Annotated in this window: 21 protein-coding genes; 14 read left to right on the forward strand and 7 right to left on the reverse strand. The window is 63.4% G+C overall.

Features of this window, described 5'->3' with window-relative positions; translation table 11 throughout:
* Positions 1 to 31: 31 nt before the first annotated feature.
* From AC097W_RS01185 to AC097W_RS01200, 4 genes are read right to left on the reverse strand one after another with little or no spacing between them, the layout of a single operon-like run.
* A complete protein-coding gene (locus AC097W_RS01185; protein ID WP_479600421.1) occupies positions 32 to 943 on the reverse strand; it encodes a metal ABC transporter substrate-binding protein in 912 nt (303 codons plus the stop codon).
* A 28-nt stretch (positions 944 to 971) separates the two neighbouring features.
* Complete coding sequence (locus AC097W_RS01190; RefSeq protein WP_479600422.1) at positions 972 to 1,871, reverse strand: metal ABC transporter permease; 900 nt, start codon at positions 1,869 to 1,871, stop codon at positions 972 to 974.
* Positions 1,871 to 2,647: a metal ABC transporter ATP-binding protein gene (locus tag AC097W_RS01195; protein WP_479601276.1), complete on the reverse strand. Its 777-nt coding sequence runs from the start codon at positions 2,645 to 2,647 to the stop codon at positions 1,871 to 1,873. Before AC097W_RS01195 ends, AC097W_RS01190 begins: the two co-directional genes overlap by 1 nt.
* Positions 2,648 to 2,652: 5 nt before the next feature.
* Complete coding sequence (locus AC097W_RS01200) at positions 2,653 to 2,820, reverse strand: hypothetical protein (protein WP_479600423.1); 168 nt, start codon at positions 2,818 to 2,820, stop codon at positions 2,653 to 2,655.
* A 108-nt stretch (positions 2,821 to 2,928) separates the two neighbouring features.
* Here AC097W_RS01200 and AC097W_RS01205 point away from each other — a divergent pair, with 108 nt between their 5' ends.
* The 6 genes from AC097W_RS01205 to AC097W_RS01230 are packed head-to-tail and all read left to right on the forward strand — an operon-like array spanning position 2,929 to position 7,143.
* Positions 2,929 to 3,453, forward strand: coding sequence for a Fur family transcriptional regulator (locus AC097W_RS01205; protein ID WP_479600424.1), 525 nt, complete (start codon positions 2,929 to 2,931; stop codon positions 3,451 to 3,453).
* Entirely contained in the window at positions 3,450 to 4,112 is a 663-nt protein-coding gene (locus AC097W_RS01210; RefSeq protein WP_479600425.1) for an ABC transporter ATP-binding protein, read from the forward strand. Before AC097W_RS01205 ends, AC097W_RS01210 begins: the two co-directional genes overlap by 4 nt.
* Before the next feature lie 30 nt (positions 4,113 to 4,142).
* A complete protein-coding gene (locus tag AC097W_RS01215; RefSeq protein WP_479600426.1) occupies positions 4,143 to 5,345 on the forward strand; it encodes an ABC transporter permease in 1,203 nt (400 codons plus the stop codon).
* Positions 5,346 to 5,366: 21 nt separating this feature from the next.
* Positions 5,367 to 5,615, forward strand: a complete 249-nt coding sequence (locus tag AC097W_RS01220) for a hypothetical protein (RefSeq protein WP_479600427.1) — start codon at positions 5,367 to 5,369, stop codon at positions 5,613 to 5,615.
* Positions 5,616 to 5,640: 25 nt separating this feature from the next.
* Positions 5,641 to 6,168: a DUF3299 domain-containing protein gene (locus AC097W_RS01225; RefSeq protein ID WP_479600428.1), complete on the forward strand. Its 528-nt coding sequence runs from the start codon at positions 5,641 to 5,643 to the stop codon at positions 6,166 to 6,168.
* Between the two features lie 12 nt (positions 6,169 to 6,180).
* Complete coding sequence (locus AC097W_RS01230; RefSeq protein WP_479600429.1) at positions 6,181 to 7,143, forward strand: AEC family transporter; 963 nt, start codon at positions 6,181 to 6,183, stop codon at positions 7,141 to 7,143.
* A 4-nt stretch (positions 7,144 to 7,147) separates the two neighbouring features.
* Here the strand turns inward: AC097W_RS01230 and pdxH are convergent, their stop codons facing one another.
* Both pdxH and AC097W_RS01240 read right to left on the reverse strand, forming a co-directional pair.
* On the reverse strand, positions 7,148 to 7,786 hold the full coding sequence (pdxH, locus tag AC097W_RS01235) for a pyridoxamine 5'-phosphate oxidase (protein ID WP_479600430.1): 639 nt from the start codon (positions 7,784 to 7,786) through the stop codon (positions 7,148 to 7,150).
* Positions 7,787 to 7,823: 37 nt separating this feature from the next.
* Positions 7,824 to 8,465 (reverse strand): glutathione S-transferase family protein, encoded by a 642-nt coding sequence (locus tag AC097W_RS01240; RefSeq protein ID WP_479600431.1) that lies wholly within the window; start codon positions 8,463 to 8,465, stop codon positions 7,824 to 7,826.
* 110 nt (positions 8,466 to 8,575) lie between these two features.
* On the opposite strand from AC097W_RS01240, the gene egtD reads away from it, so the two are divergent.
* Positions 8,576 to 9,577, forward strand: coding sequence for an L-histidine N(alpha)-methyltransferase (egtD, locus tag AC097W_RS01245; RefSeq protein ID WP_479600432.1), 1,002 nt, complete (start codon positions 8,576 to 8,578; stop codon positions 9,575 to 9,577).
* A 49-nt stretch (positions 9,578 to 9,626) separates the two neighbouring features.
* On the opposite strand, the gene senA is transcribed toward egtD, so the two are convergent.
* Positions 9,627 to 10,907, reverse strand: a complete 1,281-nt coding sequence (senA, locus tag AC097W_RS01250) for a selenoneine synthase SenA (RefSeq protein WP_479600433.1) — start codon at positions 10,905 to 10,907, stop codon at positions 9,627 to 9,629.
* An 11-nt stretch (positions 10,908 to 10,918) separates the two neighbouring features.
* On the opposite strand from senA, the gene senB reads away from it, so the two are divergent.
* The 7 genes from senB (at position 10,919) to edd (ending at position 20,527) form a co-directional block, all read left to right on the forward strand.
* Positions 10,919 to 11,914 carry a selenoneine biosynthesis selenosugar synthase SenB gene (gene senB / locus AC097W_RS01255; RefSeq protein WP_479600434.1) on the forward strand — a complete coding sequence of 332 codons (996 nt, stop codon included), beginning with the start codon at positions 10,919 to 10,921 and terminating at the stop codon, positions 11,912 to 11,914.
* Positions 11,915 to 11,919: 5 nt separating this feature from the next.
* Positions 11,920 to 14,211: a selenide, water dikinase SelD gene (selD, locus tag AC097W_RS01260; protein WP_479600435.1), complete on the forward strand. Its 2,292-nt coding sequence runs from the start codon at positions 11,920 to 11,922 to the stop codon at positions 14,209 to 14,211.
* A 157-nt stretch (positions 14,212 to 14,368) separates the two neighbouring features.
* Entirely contained in the window at positions 14,369 to 14,833 is a 465-nt protein-coding gene (locus tag AC097W_RS01265) for a (2Fe-2S)-binding protein (RefSeq protein ID WP_479600436.1), read from the forward strand.
* An 11-nt stretch (positions 14,834 to 14,844) separates the two neighbouring features.
* The gene (locus AC097W_RS01270) at positions 14,845 to 16,968 is read left to right on the forward strand and encodes a xanthine dehydrogenase family protein molybdopterin-binding subunit (RefSeq protein WP_479600437.1); all 2,124 of its coding nucleotides are present in this window, start codon (positions 14,845 to 14,847) and stop codon (positions 16,966 to 16,968) included.
* Positions 16,969 to 18,006, forward strand: a complete 1,038-nt coding sequence (locus AC097W_RS01275; protein ID WP_479600438.1) for an XdhC family protein — start codon at positions 16,969 to 16,971, stop codon at positions 18,004 to 18,006.
* Positions 18,007 to 18,010: 4 nt separating this feature from the next.
* Positions 18,011 to 18,574, forward strand: coding sequence for a nucleotidyltransferase family protein (locus tag AC097W_RS01280; protein ID WP_479600439.1), 564 nt, complete (start codon positions 18,011 to 18,013; stop codon positions 18,572 to 18,574).
* Positions 18,575 to 18,670: 96 nt separating this feature from the next.
* A complete protein-coding gene (edd, locus tag AC097W_RS01285) occupies positions 18,671 to 20,527 on the forward strand; it encodes a phosphogluconate dehydratase (RefSeq protein WP_479600440.1) in 1,857 nt (618 codons plus the stop codon).
* Positions 20,528 to 20,537: the final 10 nt, after the last annotated feature.

Genomic DNA, 20,537 nt, shown 5'->3' on the forward strand with positions numbered 1-20,537 from the left:
AGACAGCTATTTTTTTGATAGCAGGTTGCACTCAGTTCCGTTTCATTCCCGCCACCAGTTGCGTCACGTTGTGGCGCATCATGTGCAGATACGTCGCGCCGGGCTTGTCGGAAGCGGAGAGGGCGTCGGAATACAGGCTGGCGCCCAAGGTGACACCTGCGTCCTTGCTCAGTTGGGCCAGCAGCTTGGGGTTGCTCATGTTTTCCACAAACACCGCCTTGATCTTTTCGCTCTGGATCTGCCGGATGAGCTGCGCCACCTGTTTTGCGCTGGGCTCGGCGTCGGTGTTCAGACCTTGAGGTGCCAGAAACGTGATCTGGTAATGCGCTGCCAAGTAGCCAAACGCGTCGTGCGAGGTGATCACCTTGCGCTTGTTCGCGGGGATGGCGGCAAACTGCTCCTTCGCCCATGCGTCAACGGTTTGCAGTTCTTTCACATAAGCCGCTGCGTTGTCCTGGTAGACGCCTGCGCCGGACGGATCCGCTTTTGTCAGGCCGGCAGCGATGTTGCGCACATACAGGACCACGTTTTCGGGGTTCTGCCAGGCATGCGGATCGCCTTCGATCAGCCTCTTCTCTGCGGTCAGGGTGCGGCCCTTCACGTCTTTCACGCCGTTTGACGCGACAACGGACTCGCCTTGGTAGCCCGCTGACTGGGCCAATTTGGTGGCCCAGGGTTCAAACCCCAGTCCGTTGGTCACCCACAGCTTGCTGGCCAACAGGGTCCTGGTGTCGGAGGGTCTGGCTTCGAACACATGGGCATCTTCATCGGGGCCCACCAGCGTAGTCACCGTCACCCGGTCGCCGCCGACCACCCGCGTCAGGTCGCCCAGGATGCTGAAGCTGGCGGTAACGGGCATCTTGTCGGCCGCGTGCGACGCGCCCGATAGCAGTGCAGTTACTGCAGTGCTTGCCAGAAGGAATTGGCGAAAGAGAGGGTACATGGGTAAGCCTTGAGAAAGATCGGGCAGTTCAGGCCACCCGGTGGGAGGTGGCCCAAACATGGGGCAGCCAGCCGCCCGGCGCGACCAGCAGCGACGTGAAATACAGCGCACCTGCGCAGCCGATGATGGTCGGGCCCGAGGGCGTGTCCAGGTGGTAGGACAGCAGCAGCCCGGCCACGCTGGACAGCATGGCCTGCACGCTGGCGTTCACCAGTTGCGCGGGCAGGGTGTTGTGCCACAGGCGGCTGGACACAGCGGGCAGCATCATCAGCCCCACTGCCATCAGCGTGCCCAGGGTTTGAAAGCCCGCCACGAGGTTGATGACGACCAACATCAGGAAGCCTTGCTGCCAACCCCAAGTACGCCAACCACCCCACCCGCGCCGCCCGGCAGCACCCAGAAACACCGGGTCAAAACTCTCCAGCACGAGGCCACGGTACATGGCCGCCAGCAGCAGCACGCTGACCGTGGCTACGCTGGCCACCATCAGCAGGCCGGCCGAGTCCACGCCCAGCGCACTGCCAAACAGGATGTGCAGCAAGTCCAGTTGCGTGCCGTGGCCCGAGATCAGCATCACGCCCAGGGCCAGTGCGACCAGATAAATGGCCGCCAGGCTCGCGTCTTCCTTGAGGGCCGTGAAACGGGTCACCAGCCCGGCGATGCCCGCCACCAGCATGCCGGCCAGCACACCGCCCAGCGCCATGGCGGTGAGCGACAAGCCGCTGAGCATGAAGCCCATCGCCACACCCGGCAGGACGGCGTGGCTGAGCGCATCACCCAGCAAGCTCATGCGCCGCAGCGTCAAAAACACGCCCAGCGGTGCCGCGCTGAGCGAAAGCGCCAGCGTGGCCACCAGTGCGCGGCGCATGAAGGCGAATTCGGCAAACGGGGCCAAGATTGTGTTCCACAGTTGGGCAGCAATGTCCATCACGCCACCCTCTTCTGTGCGCTCGCCGGGGGTGCGGGTGTGTCGATGTCGCACCGCTCGGCGGCTTCGTCCCAGGCCTCGGCCATGGCGCGCGCGCGGCGCAGCGTGGGCTCGGTGAGGGTCTGATCGGTGGGGCCCCAGCCGACCAGTTCGCGGGCCAGCAGCAAGGTCTGGGGAAAGTGCTGCCGCACCAGGGTGTCGTCGTGCAGCACGGCGATGATGGTGCGTTGCTGGCCGTGCCATTGCTGCACCAGCGCGAGCAGGGCTGCGGTGGTTTTGCTGTCGACGGCGTTGAACGGCTCGTCCAGCAGAATCAGCTCGGCGTCCTGCACCAGCAGGCGGGCGAACAGGACCCGCTGCAGTTGCCCACTGGAGAGGCTGCCTACATTGCGGTACCCAAAACCTTGCAGGCCCACGGCCTGCAAGGCTGCATCCACACCCTGGAGCATGGCAGCAGTGACCGCGCCCCAGGCTCCGCTGGTGCCCCAGTGGCCCAACAGTACGCAGTCGCGCACAGCGATGGGGAAGCTGCGGTCAATCTCTGCCAATTGGGGCAGGTAGGCGATGCGGTTGCGCGGTATGGGGGTTAGCAGCGCGCCACCAGATAAGGGCAACAACCCTGCGATGCTTTTGAGCAAGGTGCTCTTGCCCGCGCCATTGGGTCCCACCACCGCAGTGAGCGAGCCGCGTGCAAAACTGCCGCTGATGTGGTGCAAGGCCGGGTGCTGGCGGTAGCTCACCGTGAGGTTGTTGAGCGTGACCGCGGGTGCGCGCATGCCAGCTACCACGGTGCCACCTCCACGCTGGCCCAGGCCACCGCCAGCCATAGCAGGGCGATGGCTGGCAACACGGCCAAGACCCGCCGCCAGGCAGGCCAGGCCAGCACGCTGGAGGGGGCGCTGCGGGCGCTTGGCCCGCCCGGCCGAGGGGTCGTCTTTACAAAAAGCATGGAATGTCTTTACAAAAATGGGATGTCGCAGTCCGCAAGCTCGGTAATAATGCAATCCTGTTGCGATTGAGTATAACGCAACCAAGTTGCAATAAATAACATTAGCCCATGGCATCCCTCAAACTGGCTGAACTGGCCGCTGCCGACCCCATTGATGCGCTGCTCTCGGCCCACGGCCTGCGCCGCACGGTGGCTGCACGCTTGGTGCTGGGCTGGCTGCTGGCCCACCCGGACACCAGCTACACCCATGCGCAGTTGCAGGAGGCTCTGGCTGGCGACAGTTCGGCGGTGTTGGACCGCGTCACGCTGTACCGTCTGATTGACCGTCTCACGCAGGTCGGGCTGCTGCTGTGCCGCGTGGATGCCAGCCGGGTACGCCGCTACCAGGCCATGCCGTCCAGCGTGCACGCCATTCCGCACTTTGAGTGCCAAAGCTGCCACCGCGACAGCCCCCTGGCGGGCGCGCTCAAAGCCAACGCGCAGGATCTGGAGCGCGCCGCGCAGACCGCGCTGGAAGCCCTCAAGGCGCTGGGTTACCAGGGCCTGAGCATGGACTTTGCCGTGCGCGGCGTGTGCGTCGACTGCGCGACCTCGCCCCCTGTTGCTGCTGCCGCGGCTGGAGACGCGGCGTGATTCAAACGCGCGGTCTCACCTACCGCTACCCCGATGGCCCCGCGCTGGTGTTTCCGGATGTGGACGTGGCCCAAGGCGCCGTGCTGCTGCTGAGCGGCCCGTCGGGCTGTGGTAAATCCACCTGGCTGGCCTTGGTGGCGGGCCTGGTGGCTCCGGCCTCAGGCGCGTTGACGGTGGCAAACCAGCCGCTGGCTGCTCTTAAAAAGATAGCTGCTGACGCCTGGCGGGCGAGGGCTATCGGGTTTTTACCCCAAAAATTGCACCTGAGTGCCGCGCTCACCGTGCAGCAAAACCTGGCGCTGGCGCAGTGGGCGGCCGGGCAGCCTGAAGATGCCGTGCGCATTCAGGCCGCCTTGCAATCGCTGGGAGTGCAAGAATTGGCAGGGCGCAAACCCGGGCAGCTCTCGGGTGGGCAGGCGCAGCGGGTGGCGCTGGCCCGCGCGGTCTTGCTGCAGCCCAAGGTGATTCTGGCCGACGAGCCCACTGCCAGTCTGGACGACGAAGCCGCTGCCGATGCGGTCGGCCTGCTGCTGAGCACCGCAAAAACCCACCACGCCACGCTGGTGATTGCCACCCACGACGCCCGGATTGCAACGCTCATTCCTGCGGGTATTGATGGCCAAATGGGCTTCCAGCCCTTGCGCCTGCTGCGCAAGTAGCTATGAAAAAAATAGCATGAAGGCGCTTGCATGAAGACCTTGTCCTTTGCCTGGCGCTACCTGTGGGCCCGTCCCCTGGGTGCGGCGCTCAATGTGCTGTTGCTCAGCCTGGGGCTGGCATCCATTACCTTTTTGCTGCTGGTGGGGCACCAGCTCAGCACCGCGTTTGACCGCGATCTGGCGGGCATTGATGTGGTGGTGGGGGCCAAAGGCAGCCCCATGCAGCTCATTTTGAGCGGGGTGTTGCATATCGACGTGCCACCGGGCAATGTGCCGCTGGCCGCCGTGCGTGCGCTGGAGAAAAACCCGCTGGTAGCCCGCATCATTCCCATCAGCCTGGGCGACAACTTCCAGGGTTATCGCATCGTGGGCACGTCGCACGACTACATCAGCCATTACCAGGCGACGCTGGCGCAGGGTGCCTTGTGGACGGCTCCCATGCAGGTGGTGCTGGGTGCCACCACCGCCCGCAAGCTGGGCGCGGCGCTGGGCAACACCTTTGTCGGCACGCACGGTCTGGGCACGGGCGGTCATGCGCACGGGGACAGCACCTACACCGTGGTGGGCATTCTGGCGTCCAGTGGCAGCGTGCTGGACCGCCTCATCCTGACCGACACGGCATCGGTGTGGAAGGTGCACGAGGACTACACCGCGGTGGACGCCGAAGACCGCAAGGTCATGGAAGAAGAGCGCGAAATCACCATGGCACTGGTGCAATACAAAACCCCCATGGCGGCGTTGACCTTCCCGCGCTATGTGAACGCCAGTACCGAGATGCAGGCTGCCGCCCCCGCACTGGAAATCTCGCGCCTACTGAACATGCTGGGGCTGGGCACCGACGTGCTGCGCGCCTTTGCTGGCGTTTTGCTGCTCACGGCGGGCTTAAGCGTGTTCATTGCGCTGTGGAGCGCGGTGCGCGAGCGCCGCGCGGACCTGGCGCTGCTGCGCATGCTGGGTGCGCCGCCGGCCAAAGTGGCCGCCTTGCTGCTATGCGAGGCCTTGTGGCTGGGGCTGCTGGCAGCCGTGCTGGGGCTGGCGCTGGGCCAGGCCTTTACGGCGGCACTGGGCTGGTTTTTGCAGTTGGATAATTCCTTGCTCATTGGTGGCACGGTCTGGCCACCGGAGCTGGCCGTGGTGCCTGCGTTGGCACTGGGTGTGTCTCTGGGCGCGGCGCTGCTGCCGGCAGTGGGAGCCTACCGTGTGAGCGTGCTGGAACTTCTTCAATCCCGATAGATCAAAGACAAGCGTAAATTTATGAAAAAACTGCTTCTAGCCCACGTATTCATTGCGCTGATAGCTACCATTTCCATAGCAGCCGAAGCACCTTTGAGCGCCGATGCCAAGCAGGACATTGCCCGCCACCGTGCCATGGCCGCCGCCCACGAGGCCGCAGCCAAATGCATCGAGGCGGGGAAAAAAGACGACGTGTGCGAGAAAGAACTACAGGCCGCCTGCAAGGGCTTGGCCATTGGCAAGTTCTGCGGCATGAAGCACGAGCACTAAGAACAGAAAGATTGAGGAATTTCCCATGAAACGCCGAACCCTATTCCGCAGTGCGGTTGTTGCATCGCTGTGCGCCTGCCTGCTTCCCTTGGGCGCGCTGGCGCAATTGAGCTCGCCCATTGCAGGCGGCGTTCCCGCGGGCACGGGTGCGGGGGTGCACAGCCCCAACAGCCCGTTTGCGCCGCTGCCGCAGCGTGGCGATGTGTTGCCCTGGTCGGTGCTGACGGCGGTCAAGACCAAAGTGGACAAAAACCGCATCCTGCCGGTGTTCCCCAGCGACATTCAGGCGCTGAACAAAAAGAGCCAGCGGGTGCAGGGTTTCATGATGCCGCTGGAGCCGGGCGAAAAGCAGAAGCACTTTTTGCTCAGCTCTGTTCCGCTGACGTGCTCGTTTTGCACACCCGGCGGGCCTGAGAGCATGGTGGAAGTCAAAACCAAAACCCCGGTCAAGTATTCGCTGGAGCCGGTGGTGGTGGAAGGCCAGTTTCTGGTGCTGGGCGATGACCCCTACGGCCTGTACTACCGCATGACGGACGCCGTAGCCGTCAAGTAAGCCGGGCATCCGTTGGTTCTGCCTCTGGACCATCCAGTCGTCTCTTCGCTGCTGCCCGTCGTCTTTCTGATCCTGACCGGGTGGGTTGCCGGGCGCGCCCGGCTGATCCGGGCCGAGGCGGTGCGCGATCTCTCCAACCTCGTGTTCCTGGTGCTGACCCAGGCGTTGCTGTTTCGCACCATGAGTTCGGTGCATATCGAGCAGCTCGATTTTCGGCCGGTGTCGCTTTACTTTGCGGTGGCCGGGGTGCTGTTTGCGGCGCTGGTGGTGGCGCGGGGCCTGAGCAGCCGCTCCGCCATACTCGCACTGTCCAGCATTTTCAGCAACACCATCATGATCGGCATTCCGCTGATCGGGCTGGCCTATGGCGAGAGCGCCCTGGTATTGCTGTTCACCCTCATTTCCCTGCATGCGCTGGTGTTGCTGACCGCCGCTACGGTGGTGATGGAACTGCTGATGGCGCATGAGCAGGCCGCCACGGGAACCGGCCCGCGCCGCCACCCGGTGGCCACTGTGACGCAGGCGGTGCGCAGCGCCATCATCCACCCGGTGCCCATGCCCATCATTGCGGGCTTGCTGTTTGCGCAAACCGGCTGGACCCTGCCGGGCGTGGTGGACCGCCCGTTGCTGTTGCTGGGTAACGCTTTTGGCCCGGTGGCGCTGGTGCTGGTGGGGGTGACGCTGTCCTATGCCGCCATTGGCAAGGAGTTCAAGGGCGCGCTGGTGATTGCGGGCATCAAGACGCTGCTGCATCCCTTATTGATGGCGCTGGCGGGCTGGGCCATGGGGTTGCGGGGGCCAACGCTGGCGGTGCTGGTGGTGGCTGCATCGCTGCCGGTGGGGGCCAATGTGTTCCTGTTTTCCCAGCGCTACCAAAAGGCGGAAGATCTGGTGACTGCCAGTGTGGCCGTGTCCACGCTGCTGGCATTGCTCAGCGTCACGCTGGTGATGACGCTGGTGCCGTATCTGGGGTGAGCGCTCAGGGCGCCAGCCGTTCCCGCACCCACTGGCCATCCGCCGCCAGCGTGTAGCGCAGCCGGTCATGCAGGCGGCTTTTTCGACCCTGCCAGAATTGCCAGTTGTCCGGTTTCAACCGGTAGCCGCCCCAGTGCGGTGGGCGTGGGGGTTGCAGTAAAAACTGCGCGGCGTATTTGGCGGCATTGGCCACCAGCACACCCCGGCCTGAAATCACTTCACTTTGTGGCGAGGCCCAGGCGCCCAGGCGCGAGTCCAGCGGGCGGCTGTGATAGTAGGCATCGCTTTCTTCTGCGCTGACTTTCTCCACCACGCCTTCAATGCGCACCACGCGCTCCAGCTCCACCCAGTGAAACTGCAGCGCGGCAAAGGGGTTGCCCGCCAGCTCGTGGCCCTTGCGGCTTTCGTAGTTGGTGTACCAGGTGATGCCCTGTGCGTCATAGCCCTTGATCAGCACCACCCGGGTGGAGGGGCGCAGGTTGCTGGCCACGGTGGCCACGGTCATGGCGTTGGGCTCGGGCACCTGGGACGCAATGGCTTCTTGCAGCCATTGGTCGAACTGTTGCATCGGGTCGCTGTGCGAGGCGCTCTCGTCGAGTTCGGCCCGTTCGTAGCTTTTGCGGAGGTCGGCGATGTTGGTCATCGCGCAAGTATAGGCAGTGGCTAACCCGGAGTACGACTCAGGGTTTCGCTGTAGCGGCCTTGCGGTCGGCGAGCACCTTCTGCGCGGATGGGCGCTCGCCAATGAACTTGACATAGGCCTTGTAGTCCACGCCGCCCGCGATCAACAGGTCTTCACCATAGATGGCTTTGGTGGCCATACCCACCAGTGGCAGATTCACAAACGCGGAGCAGTCGGCCTGCGTGAAGGTGTCGCCCGCTGCGAAGGGTGCAAATTTGACCAGGCGTTTGAATGCGGCAATGTTCTTTTCCAGCTGTTTGCGAACGCGGGCCTGCGCGCTTTCACTGACGGTGCCGCCGAAGAAGGCCTGGGTGTACAGCTCGCGGGCCACCAGCTCCAGGTGCAGATCCAGAAAAGTCGTCAGTTCGCGCACCTTGGCCGCGGCAAACAGGTTGGCGGGCAGCAGGGGCGGGTTGGGGTAGGCGGCATCGATGTATTCCAGAATCGCCTGGCTCTCGCACAGGCCGCCTTCGGGTGTGCGCAGAAAAGGGATTTTTCCCAAGGGGGAGGCGGCCAGAATGGCCTCATCGGTGCTGTGGGTGGCAGCATGCTCTTCGGTGAACGCCACGCCCTTTTCCAGCAGAGCCAGCTTGACCTTGTTGTAATAGTTCGAGATGGGAAAGCCACAGAGTGTCAACATGGGTAAATCTCCTGAGTAAGAATGGGGCAAAGTCTAGGGGGAGCCGGCTGCCGGTCGTGGCACACGGGAGACAGGCGCTACCATGCGACACCCACCCGGACGCCATGCCCATGAAAACTCCCCGCTTCATCCAGATTTACCAGGACAACGCCCAGGCGGTTCAGCAGGAACTGGTGCAGGGCCTGGCTTCCAACCCGGCGCATGGCGGGGCGACTACCTCGCCGAAATTTCTGTACGACGCTTTGGGGTCACGGCTGTTTGAGGCGATCACCGAGCTGCCGGAGTACTACCCCACCCGGACCGAGGCGGCCATTTTCCGCATCCATGGGGACGCGATGGCGCGCCAGATCCCGAAGGGTGCGACCCTGATTGATCTGGGGGCGGGCAATTGTGGCAAGGCAGCCAGCCTGTTTGATCGGTTTGCACCCACGCGGTATGTGGCGGTTGATATTTCGGTGGACTTTTTGCGGGGATCGCTGGAATGCCTGCAGCGCCAGTACCCGGCGCTGGACATGGTAGGTGTCGGGCTGGATTTTTCCCGGACGCTGGAGCTGCCCCCAGATGTCGGTGCAAAGGATGGCAGTCCGCGCCTGCTGTTTTACCCGGGCTCCAGCATTGGCAATTTCACGCCGGATGAGGCGCTGGTCTTTTTGCGCCAGGCGCATGCGGCCTGTGGACCGGTGCCCGGCAGCGGCTTGCTGATCGGCGTGGATCTGGTCAAAGGCAAAGTTGAGCTGGAGGCTGCGTACGACGATGCCCTGGGCGTGACAGCCGCCTTCAACCGGAACCTTCTGCTGCATATCAACCGCTTGGTGGGCAGTGACTTTGCCCTGGCCGACTGGTCGCACGTGGCGCTGTACAACACCGCCCAGTCGCGCATCGAAATGCACTTGGAAACGCGTCGTGCCGTCACGGTGACCTGGCCCGGCGGCCACCGCGCCTTTGTGGCGGGTGAGCGCATGCACACGGAAAACTCCTACAAGTGGACGGTTGAAGGCTTTGCCGACCTGCTGCAGCAGGCCGGGTTTGCAACCCCCAGCGTGTGGACCGATGCGCAGACTACCGCGCGGGGCCGCTTCGCCGTGATGTGGGCTCCCGCTCAAACGCTTTGATGCTATGGTTTTTATAGCTTTTTGCGCAATGCAGACGGGGGCTGGAGCCCTATTTCGTCATTATTTTGCAGCTGCGAAAGCCTGCAAAAATATCGTTGCGCTCCGCCGTAAAGTAATTACGGTAGCGCGGATGAACCAGGTGCGCAGCGGTTGCCCGACTGGCGCCCCGCAGCACGGGGCGACTGCCAAACCAGGGTTGCGAGTAGTCGCGGTACGGGTGGGCTACAAAGCCGGGAAACGCAGCAAACGTGCTGGATGTCCACTCCCACACGTCGCCCCAATGAAAGTCGGGTCGGGTCATGGCGGCGCGTTCCCATTGCGCTTCATCGGGCAGGCTTCGACCGGCCCAGCGGCACCAGGCCTCGGCCTCGTAGGCGCCGAGGTGTACGGCGGGGGCATTCAGATCCAGCGGCAGCCATTGACCAAAATACTGGCATTCCCAGCCCGGCTCGTGGTGGCTTCGCCGCAGGTAGCGGGGGCACTGGGCGGCCTGGGTTTGCAGCCATTGCCAGCCGGCAGGCGACCAGAAATGCGCCTCGGCGTAGCCGCCGTGTTCCACAAAAGGCAGGAACTGCTCCCAGTTCACAGGCAGGCTGTCGATCTGGCACGCGGGCAAGTCGACCGGGTGGCTGGCGCATTCGTTGTCAAAGGCAAAACCGCCGCCCGGCCAGCCCAGTTGCCACGCGCCTGCATCGATGTCCAGTACCTGTCCGGGTCGGCCGTGGTTAGCGGCTACTGCGGGAAAGAGGGCGTCGGACAGGGCGTCGGGCAGGGCAACGCCCAGAGCCTGCGCCATGTACACCGCCGCTTCACCGTGCATGGCTTCATGAAACAGCACGAGGCGGTAGAAGTAGAGGCTGGCGTCGTCTTCGGGGCTCAGCGCGAGTGCCGCAAGGGTGTCCTCCAGCGTGGCCTGCAAATAGGCTTGCGTTGCCGCCACATCGGGCAAGTCCAGGTTCCAGCGGCTATCGTGCGGCACCTGGCTGGAGTCGTACAGGGCGTCGGCCTGCGGCAGGCGCGAGGGATGGCGTGCATGCGCCGGGTCGCATGCCACGCCGCGTGTGCGCTGCCGGTTGCGGCCAATCCAGGTTTCCTGAAACCAGCCGATATGGCCCAGTTCCCAGAGCGGCGGATTGCATTGCGGCGACAGGGGCACGCGCAACTGCGGGCCCAGTGCCGCCTCGTACGCGGCCAGCCAGGCCTGTGTGCGGGCACGGGTGGCGCGCAGCAGGCCAGCCAGCGCCTCGGCACCCGCAGTTCGGGCCGCCTGCGCAGCCTGCCAGCGCGGGCCCGATCCATCGGACAAAAGTTGCACGTCACGCTGCGTCATTGCAAGGCCCCATGAAGAAAAGAATAGTCATTGTCAGCCCCGCGCTGGCCGATGCCAACAATGGCAACTGGCAAACGGCGCAGCGTTGGCAGCAGATGTTGCAGGCGGAATTTCAGGTGCGCATCGTACGCCAGTGGCCCGATGGGCCTGCGGCGCAGGACGATGCCTGCATGTTGGCCTTGCACGCCAGGCGCTCGGCTGATTCCATCGCCGCCTGGGCGTACGCGCGGGGTACCGACGGGTCGCTCGCGCCGGGTCTGGCCGTGGTGCTCACCGGCACCGACCTGTACCGGGACATCCTCAGTGACGCGTCGGCACAGGCTTCCATCCAGATGGCAGCGCGGCTGGTGGTGCTGCAGGAGAGAGGGCCGGACGCACTGCCACCCGCATTGCGGGAGCGTGCCGTCGTCATCCTGCAGTCCACCAGTGCGAGACCGACCCTGGCCAAACCGGAGCACCAGTTTCGCGCGGTGATGGTGGGGCATTTACGGGAGGAAAAATCGCCGCAAACCCTGTTCGCCGCAGCGCGGCTACTTGATCCGCACGAGGGCATCTTTATCGACCATATTGGCGAGGCGCTGGACCCTGCTTTGGGCGCAGAGGCCGAGGTAACCGCACGGGCGTGCCCTCATTACCGCTGGCTTGGGGCGCTGGCCCACGAGGAGACCCGTCGGCGCATCCAGCGCGCGCACGTTCTGGTGCACACGAGTCGCATGGAAGGGGGAGCCCATGTGGTGATGGAAGCGGTTCGCTCGGGCACGCCCGTGCTGGCCTCAAGCATTGCCGGAAACATCGGTATGCTGGGTACTGACTATGCGGGCTATTTTGACTGGAACGACGCCGTGGGGCTGGTGCACTTGCTGCGCCAATGCCGCAGTGGGCCCCTCTACCCGCAACTGCAATCCGAATGTGCCGTGCGTGCCCCCCTGTTCAGCCCAGAAGTCGAACAGGCCAGGCTGCAGGCGCTGGTACATGACCTGTTACGTGACCCGCTTTTGAATTCCTGAACCTGATGCAATCTTCTTCCCAACCCATTGCCCGGGATATTGTTCTGATTGGCGGCGGCCACAGCCATGTGGGTGTTCTCAAGCGCTTTGGCATGCAGCCCGAGCCGGGCGTGCGGCTCACCGTCATCTGCACCGATGTGCACACACCGTATTCGGGCATGTTGCCGGGCTACATCGCGGGCCATTACAGCTATGACGATGTGCACATTGACCTGAGCCGTCTGGCCGTGTTTGCCGGTGCGCGCTTGTACCGCGATGAGGTGATCGGCATTGACCGTGCAGCGGGCACAGTGCTGTGTCGCAATCGACCGCCGGTGGTCTATGACCGGCTCTCCATCAACACCGGCTCCACCCCCCAGCTGGGCGGGGTGGCGGGTGCTGCCGAGCATGTGGTTCCAGTCAAACCCATCACCCGGTTCAACGCGCGCTGGCTGGCGCTGCTCGACCGGGTGCAGCACCACACGACGGGGCTGCTGCGCATCGCTGTGGTGGGTGCGGGTGCTGGGGGTGTGGAGTTGTTGCTGGCCATGCAATACCGCCTGCGGCGAGAGTTGCAAACGCGGGGGCGCAACCCTGAGCTGCTGCAGTTTCACTTGCTGAGTGCGGACGACACAGTGCTGCCCACCCACAACCCCGGGGTGCGCCAGCGATTTGCCAAGGTGCTGACCCAGCGGGGTGTCGTGGTGCATTTGGGCGCAGAGGTGACGCAGGTGAACGCAGGCCAGTTGCTGTGCGCCAATGGCTCGTTTGTTGATGCCGAAGAAATCATGTGGGTGACCCAGGCCGGTGGCGCTGCGTGGCTCAAAACGACCGGTCTGGCGTTGGATGCCCGTGGCTTTGTGGTTGTCAATGACCAGTTGCAAAGCATCACCGACCCCGCTGTTTTTGCGGCGGGTGACGTTGCAGCCATGCAGAATTACCCGCTGGAGAAAGCCGGCGTATTTGCCGTGCGCCAGGGCCGCCCGCTGGCGGATAACCTGCGCCTGAGCGTGCAGGGGCGTGCGCTCAAACCCTACCGTCCGCAGACCCGCTGGCTGGCACTCATCAGCACCGGCGACCGCTACGCCGTGGCCTCACGCGGCGCGGTGGGTTTTGCGGGACAGTGGGTCTGGCGCTGGAAAGACTGGATCGACCAGCGCTTCATGCGCAGCTTCTCGGAGTTTCCGGCTATGTCGGCCAACACGGTGTCTGCGCCCGGTGCATCGCCCAGCCAGCTTGCGCTGAGCCAAAGCGAATCGCTGGAGGCCCTCTCGGCCATTGCCATGCGTTGCGGTGGTTGTGGCGCCAAGGTGGGGGCCACCGTGTTGTCGCGCGCACTGGGAAGCCTGCACGTGGTCGATCGGGAGGACGTGCTGATTGGCCTGCATGCCCCTGACGATGCCGCGGTCGTGCGCGTGCCACCAGGCAAGGCGATGGTGCACAGCGTGGACTTCTTTCGATCCTTTGTGGATGACCCCTACCTGTTTGGCAAGGTGGCGGCCAACCACGCTCTGGGTGATATTTTTGCCATGGGTGCAGAGGCCCAGTCGGCCACAGCCATTGCCACGGTGCCCCCGGGGCTGGACGCCAAGGTGGAAGACCTGCTGTTCCAGATGATGACCGGTGCGGTAGAGGTGCTCAATGAAGCCGGTTGCGCGCTGGTGGGCGGGCACACGGGCGAGGGCGCCGAGCTGGCGCTGGGCTTTGCCATCAACGGACTGATTGATGACAACCCGGACGCCATCCTGCGCAAGGGCGGCATGCAGCCCGGCGACGTGCTCATTCTGACCAAACCCATTGGAACCGGAACGCTGTTTGCGGCGCACGCCCGGCTGGCGGCCAAGGGGCGCTGGATCGATGCAGCCCTGACCAGCATGGTGCAGTCCAACCGGCAGGGCGCGCAGTGCCTGCGCGATCACGGTGCCACGGCCTGTACCGACCTGACCGGTTTTGGCCTGCTGGGTCATCTGGTCGAAATGACACGGCCTTCGGGTGTGGATGCGCAGATCAGTCTCTCGGCCTTGCCACTGCTTGATGGTGCGGTGGAGACGGTGGCGGCGGGCATTGTGAGTTCGCTGCAGAGCGCCAACGTGCGCTTGCGCCGCGCGCTGCGCAACCAGGCAGATTTTGTGAACCACCCGCGTTACCCCCTGGTTTTTGATCCGCAGACGGCGGGTGGGCTGCTGGCCAGCGTGCCGGCGGACCGCGCACAGGCCTGCCTTGGTGCATTGCACCTTTGCGGTTACCCGCAGGCAGCCATCATTGGCCGGGTGCTGCCGCAAGCCGACGCGCTGGAGCCGGTCACTCTGGCGGCATGATGGCGTCGGTGTCTCTGTGGCGACAAGCGGCTGTCTCAATTTGAGAAAACGATATTTTTCTAGGGCTTACCCGAATAGGCTTTGTTTGACTTGGATCTAAGCTGCGGTCCTGCGGTTGTGGTTGCAACCCGATCGTTTCACTTTCCAGGAGTCACCCATGAGCGTCAAGTTTCAAGTCAATGGCAAAGCGGTTGAAGCGCATGCCGAACCCGATACCCCGTTGTTGTGGGTGATCCGCGATGAGCTGGGTATGACCGGCACCAAGTTCGGTTGCGGTGCGGCCCTGTGCGGCGCGTGCACGGTGCATGTCAATGGCACATCGGTTCGCTCGTGCCAGACGCCATTGGCCTCAGTCGCTGGAAAAAAAGTGTCTACCGTGGAAGGCTTGTCGCGCGATAACACGCACCCCCTGCAAGTGGCATGGATCAAGCACGATGTGCCGCAATGCGGCTATTGCCAGTCGGGTCAGCTCATGAGTGCGGCCGCTCTGCTGTCCGCCAACAGGAACCCCAGCGACGCCGACATCGACTCGGCGATGAGTGGCAATATTTGCCGTTGTGGGACCTACCCCCGTATCAAGGCTGCCATCAAGGATGCAGCCATCATGATGCGCAAAGCCTGAGGAAAATAACCATGACCACATCACGTCGCGACTTTCTCAAAACCACTACCCTGGCTGGCGGTGGCTTGCTCATGGGCATTGCCCTTCCGGGTGTTCTGCAGGCTGCAGGGACCGTGTACACGCCCAATGCCTGGGTGCATATTGCCGATGACAACACCATTACGCTGATTTCTGCGCGCTCCGAGATGGGGCAGGGGGTGTACACCTCCATGCCCATGCTGATTGCCGAAGAACTCAACGTGGATATCAAGAAAATCAAGGTCGAGAATGCCCCGGCCAACGCCAAGCTATATGGCAATCCTTTGCTGGGTGGCCCCCAGTTGACCGGCGGCTCGACGTCGGTCCGCGATGGCTGGGAGAAGCTCCGTATCGGGGGTGCCCAGGTGCGTGAGATGCTGATCAGCGCTGCGGCTGCCAAATGGAATGTGGACCGCAGCGAGCTCAAGGCCGACAACGGCATGGTGCTGGGCCCCAATGGCAAGAAGGCCACCTATGGTTCGCTGGCGGCAGATGCATCCAAATTGCCAGTACCTGAAAAAGTGACCATCAAGGACCCCAAAGACTTCCGCATTGTGGGCAAGCGCACAGCGCGTCTGGACTCACCTGCCAAGGTCAATGGCAAGGCCGAATTCGGAATTGACGTCAAGTTGCCCGGCATGGTCTACGCCGCGCTGGAGCAGTGCCCGGTGATTGGCGGCAAGGTCAAGTCGGTGGATTCGACCAAGGCCAAAACGATGCCCGGCGTGATCGCTGTAGTTGAGATTCCGGATGGTGTCGCGGTGGTCGCCGACAGCTGGTGGCGGGCCAATATGGCACGCAAGACACTGGTGATTGCCTGGGACGAAGGCGCTGGTGCGTCACTGACCGAAAAAACCATGCTGGAGAGCATTCGCGTGGCGTCCCGAACGGGAACGGCGCTTCCGCTCAAGGCCGTGGGTGATGCCGATGCGGTGATTGCAGCATCACAAAAAGTCGTGCGCGCCGAGTATGTGAGCCAGCTGCTGTCGCACTCGCCTCTGGAGCCCATGAATTTCACCGCCCACTACAACAACGGCAAGGTGACCCTCATTGGTGGCACCCAGTGGCAAGACGCTGCGCAAGGTCAGATCGCGGCGGCGGTGGGGGTCAAGCCCGAAGACGTCACGGTGAAGACCACCTTCCTGGGTGGCGGGTTTGGTCGACGGATCGACATCGACTTCATCATCCAGGCCGCGCAGATCTCCAAGGCGGTGAACAAACCCGTCAAGCTGGTGTGGTCGCGTGAAGACGATATGACGCATGACTTCTATCGCCCGCAGGCCGTGAACACCCTGGCGGCTTCACTGGGCGCCGATGGCAAGCCTACCGCCATGACATACCGGTTGACTTCGCAGTCCGTCACCGGTCGTGTGTTTGGCCTGCCTGGACCGGTGCAGGACCCGTTGATGACCGAGGCTGCCGTGGCTCTGTACGACATCCCCGCGACCAAGCATGACATCGTCAAACACGATGCCGGACTGCGCGTGGGCTACTGGCGTTCGGTGAGCCATGCGCTCAATGCGTTTGCCAATGAAAGCTTTATGGACGAGCTGGCCACGGCGGCGGGCAAAGACCCGTTGGCCTACCGCCTGAGCCTGCTGGAGACGCAGCCACGCATTGCCAACGTGCTCAAGCTGGCGGCCGAGAAAGCCGGCTGGGGCAAGCCACTGGCGGCTGGTCGTGCGCGCGGCATTGCGATCATGGAAGGCTATGACACCTACATGGCACAAGTGGCCGAGATCAGCCTGGAGGGCGGCGATGTCAAGGTGCACCGTGTCACGGTCGCTGCCGATTTGGGGCGCATGGTCAATCCCGACACGGTGGAGGCGCAAATCCAGTCCAGCATTGTGTTCGGCATGGGAGCCGCCGTCATGCAGGAAATCACGCTGGACAAGGGCCGCGTGCAGCAAACGAACTTCAACAGCTTCCCGATTGTGCGCATGAACCAGTCGCCCCAGATTGACATCATTCTGGTCGAGAGTACCGAGAAGCCCGGCGGCATCGGCGAGCCTGCTACGGCCCTGATAGCGCCGGCTATTGCCAACGCCGTGGCTACCCTCACCGGCAAACGGGTTCGCAAATTGCCCATCACGGGTGACGCGATCAAGCAGGCCTGAATGGACAGTCTGGACCTTCGGGTACTTGCAGACGCCCTCGCCTGGAAGCAGGCGGGGCACGCGGTGAGCCTGGTAACGGTGGTGGAAACCTGGGGGAGCGCTCCGCGCCCACCTGGCGCTCTGCTGGCCGTGCGGGATGATGGTGTGGTCAGTGGTTCCGTTTCGGGAGGCTGCGTGGAGGACGATCTGATCGCCCGCACCAAGGCATCCTTGAATCGGTCTGGCGAGTCCGCATCCGAATCCGAATCCGAATCCGAATCCGCAAAGCCTGCCATGCTGGCCTATGGCGTATCGAAAGAAGAGGCCACGCGGTTTGGCCTGCCGTGCGGCGGCACCCTGCGCCTGGTGCAGGAGCCGTTGCTCGACACCGCCTGGGTGCAGGCTGTGCTGGACCGGACTGCGAATCACCAGCTGGTTTCGCGGACATTGACACTGGCTACGGGAGTCGTGACTTTGGGGGATGCCGTGCGCGGGCAAGCCATGCAATTTGATGGGTCTACCCTGACCAGTTTGTTTGGACCGCGCTGGCGTTTGTTGCTGATTGGCGCAGGGCAGTTGTCGCAGGCGGTGGCAGCCATGGCCACTGCGCTGGACTTTGAAGTGCTGGTGTGCGATCCGCGGGAAGAGTACGCATCGACATTGGAAGATGCGTCCATGCGGGGCGTGCAGCGCGTGAAGGGCATGCCGGACGACGTGGTGCGGGAGTTGCAGGTGGACGCCCACACCGCGGTGGTTGCGCTGACCCATGACCCCAAGCTGGACGACATGGCACTGCTGGAGGCGCTGGCGTCTGACGCGTTTTATGTGGGCGCACTGGGTTCGCAGCGCAACCAGGACGCACGCAAAAAGCGCCTGGCGGAGCATTTTGATTTGAGTGTGGAACAGCTCTCGCGATTGCATGGGCCCGTGGGCCTGCGCATTTCGGCCCGCACGCCGGCAGAAATCGCCATTTCCATTCTGGCGCAGATCATTCAGGTCAAAAACACGACGGCGACTCCGGTGGTGCGGTCTTCCACCTCCAGCTGTGCCGTTGGCTAGACCTGTGCTGCCAAGGCCTTCCGCTGAGGAGGCCGAAGGGTTGCCAGTCGTGCTGGTATTGGCATCGGGCCGCGGCGAGCGGTTTCTGGCCTCAGGTGGAACCACCCACAAACTGCAAGCGGACCTTGGAGGCATGACCGTTCTGGAGCGCACCTTGAACGCTGTGCGCGCCAGTGGCTTGCGCTGGCATCTGGAGGACGCAGGCCACCCCGGTATGGGTGACTCGATCGCCGCCGCGGTGCGGGCGACCCGTGCTGCGCCGGGATGGCTGGTATTGCCCGCAGACCTGCCACTGATACAAGCCCAGACCCTGCGTTACATGGCCAGGGAGCCCATGCTGGCGGACGTGCTGGTACCGGTTTTTGAGGGTCAGCGTGGACATCCCGTACGGTTTGCTGGCAGCTGTGGCGATGCGCTGGCTGCTTTGGAAGGAAATCAGGGCGCAGCCCCCGTCGTTGCTGCGCGATCAGCTACCAAAATGATAGTGAATGACCCGGGTTGTGTGATGGATATCGATACCGTCGACGACTTGCAGCGTGCCCGGACGTTATTGTTGACCGGGCAGTGATTCGTACCCGGTTGGTAACTGCGTATCGACGCAAGAGGGGGTTTCCCAGTTACCATCCGCCATGTAATAAAGTTACATAGAAGGTTACAGGCCACCATGCAAACCCAAACACCCATCCATGCCGTTGTGCAGGCGGTTACCCGCCGCATCACCGAGCGCAGTGCCGCTACCCGCAAAGCTTACCTGGCGCAGCTGGACGCGACCGCCAACCGGGCGCCCGGGGCCGAGCGCATGGGCTGCGCCAATGTTGCCCACGCGTTTGCGGCCATGCCCGACGGCGACAAGGCCCGCGTCACCGGCATCGACAAATTCCGTGTGGTGGCCGAGAAGGGCCCCAACATCGGCATCGTCAATGCCTATAACGACATGTTGTCAGCCCATGCGCCGCTGCAGCATTACCCGGACCTCATCAAGACCGAGGCGCGCCGTCTGGGAGCAACCGCCCAGGTGGCTGGCGGTGTGCCAGCCATGTGCGATGGCGTGACCCAGGGCACGGCGGGCATGGAACTCAGCCTGTTTTCACGCGACACCATCGCCATGGCCACAGCCGTGTCGCTGAGCCACGATGTGTTTGATGCGGCACTGATGCTGGGTGTGTGTGACAAGATCGTGCCCGGTCTTTTGATTGGTGCGCTGCATTTTGGCCACTTGCCGACCGTGTTTGTGCCCGCAGGGCCTATGACATCGGGCTTGTCGAACAATGCCAAAGGCAAGGTGCGAGAGCTGGCCGCCCAGGGTCTGGTGGGCCGGGCCGAGTTGCTGGAGGCCGAGTCTGCGGCTTACCACGCCCAAGGCACCTGCACTTTTTACGGCACTGCCAACAGCAACCAGATGCTGCTCGAGGCCATGGGCCTGCATGTGCCTGGTACGGCGTTCATCAACCCCGGTGCCGACGTGCGTAGCGAGCTCACCCGCGAGGCTGTTCGCACCGTGCTGGGTATCACCAAAGCCAGGCGTTTTGCACCGATTGGCCGTGTGGTGGACGAACGGTGCATCGTCAACGCCATGGTGGCTTTGCTTGCCACAGGCGGCTCCACCAACCATTTGATTCACTGGGTGGCGGTGGCCCGCGCCGCAGGCATCGCCATTGACTGGAACGATTTTTCGGATCTGTCCGATGTCGTGCCTTTGCTGACCCGCGTGTACCCCAATGGCAGCGCCGATGTGAACCAGTTTCAGGCGGCAGGTGGCCCGGGTTATGTCATTCGTGAGCTGCTGGACGCTGGCTTCATGCATGCCGATGTGCTGACAGTGCGGGCCGGCGGGTTGCGCGAGTTCACCGGCATTCCGGCGGCGCGCGCCGAGGGAGGGCTGCAATGGGCCGATCCTGGCGCCAGCAAGGATGATAGCGTCGTGCGTCCCGTCAGTGCACCGTTCAGCGCCAGCGGGGGCTTGAAGCTGTTGCAGGGCAACCTGGGGCGCAGTGTGATCAAGGTGTCCGCGGTACCGGATGACCGCCACATCATCGAAGCGCCGTGCCGGGTGTTTGATTCCCAAGAGGCACTGCACCACGCCTTCAACGCCGACGAGTTGAATCAGGACATCATCTGCGTCGTGCGCTGGCAGGGTCCGCAGGCCAATGGCATGCCCGAGCTGCACAAACTCACGCCGCCACTGGCCGTGTTGCAGGGCAAGGGCTACAAGGTGGCGCTGGTGACGGATGGCCGCATGAGCGGTGCTTCCGGCAAGGTGCCAGCCGCCATTCATGTGTCGCCTGAGGCAGCTGCAGGTGGCCCACTGGCCAAAGTCATGAACGGCGACCGTATTCGACTCGACGCCAATGCCGGCACGCTGCAAGTGCTGGTGCCAGAGACTGAGTGGAATGCGCGCCTGCTGTCCCCCATGCCCGATGAACTGCGCACCGCCAACGGCATTGGCATGGGTCGCGAACTGTTTGCCAGCATGCGCCGCAATGCCCTGACCGCCGAAGAAGGCGCTTGTACCTGGCTGTAATTCCGGAGAT

Source organism: Rhodoferax sp. GT1R46, from assembly GCF_056521285.1.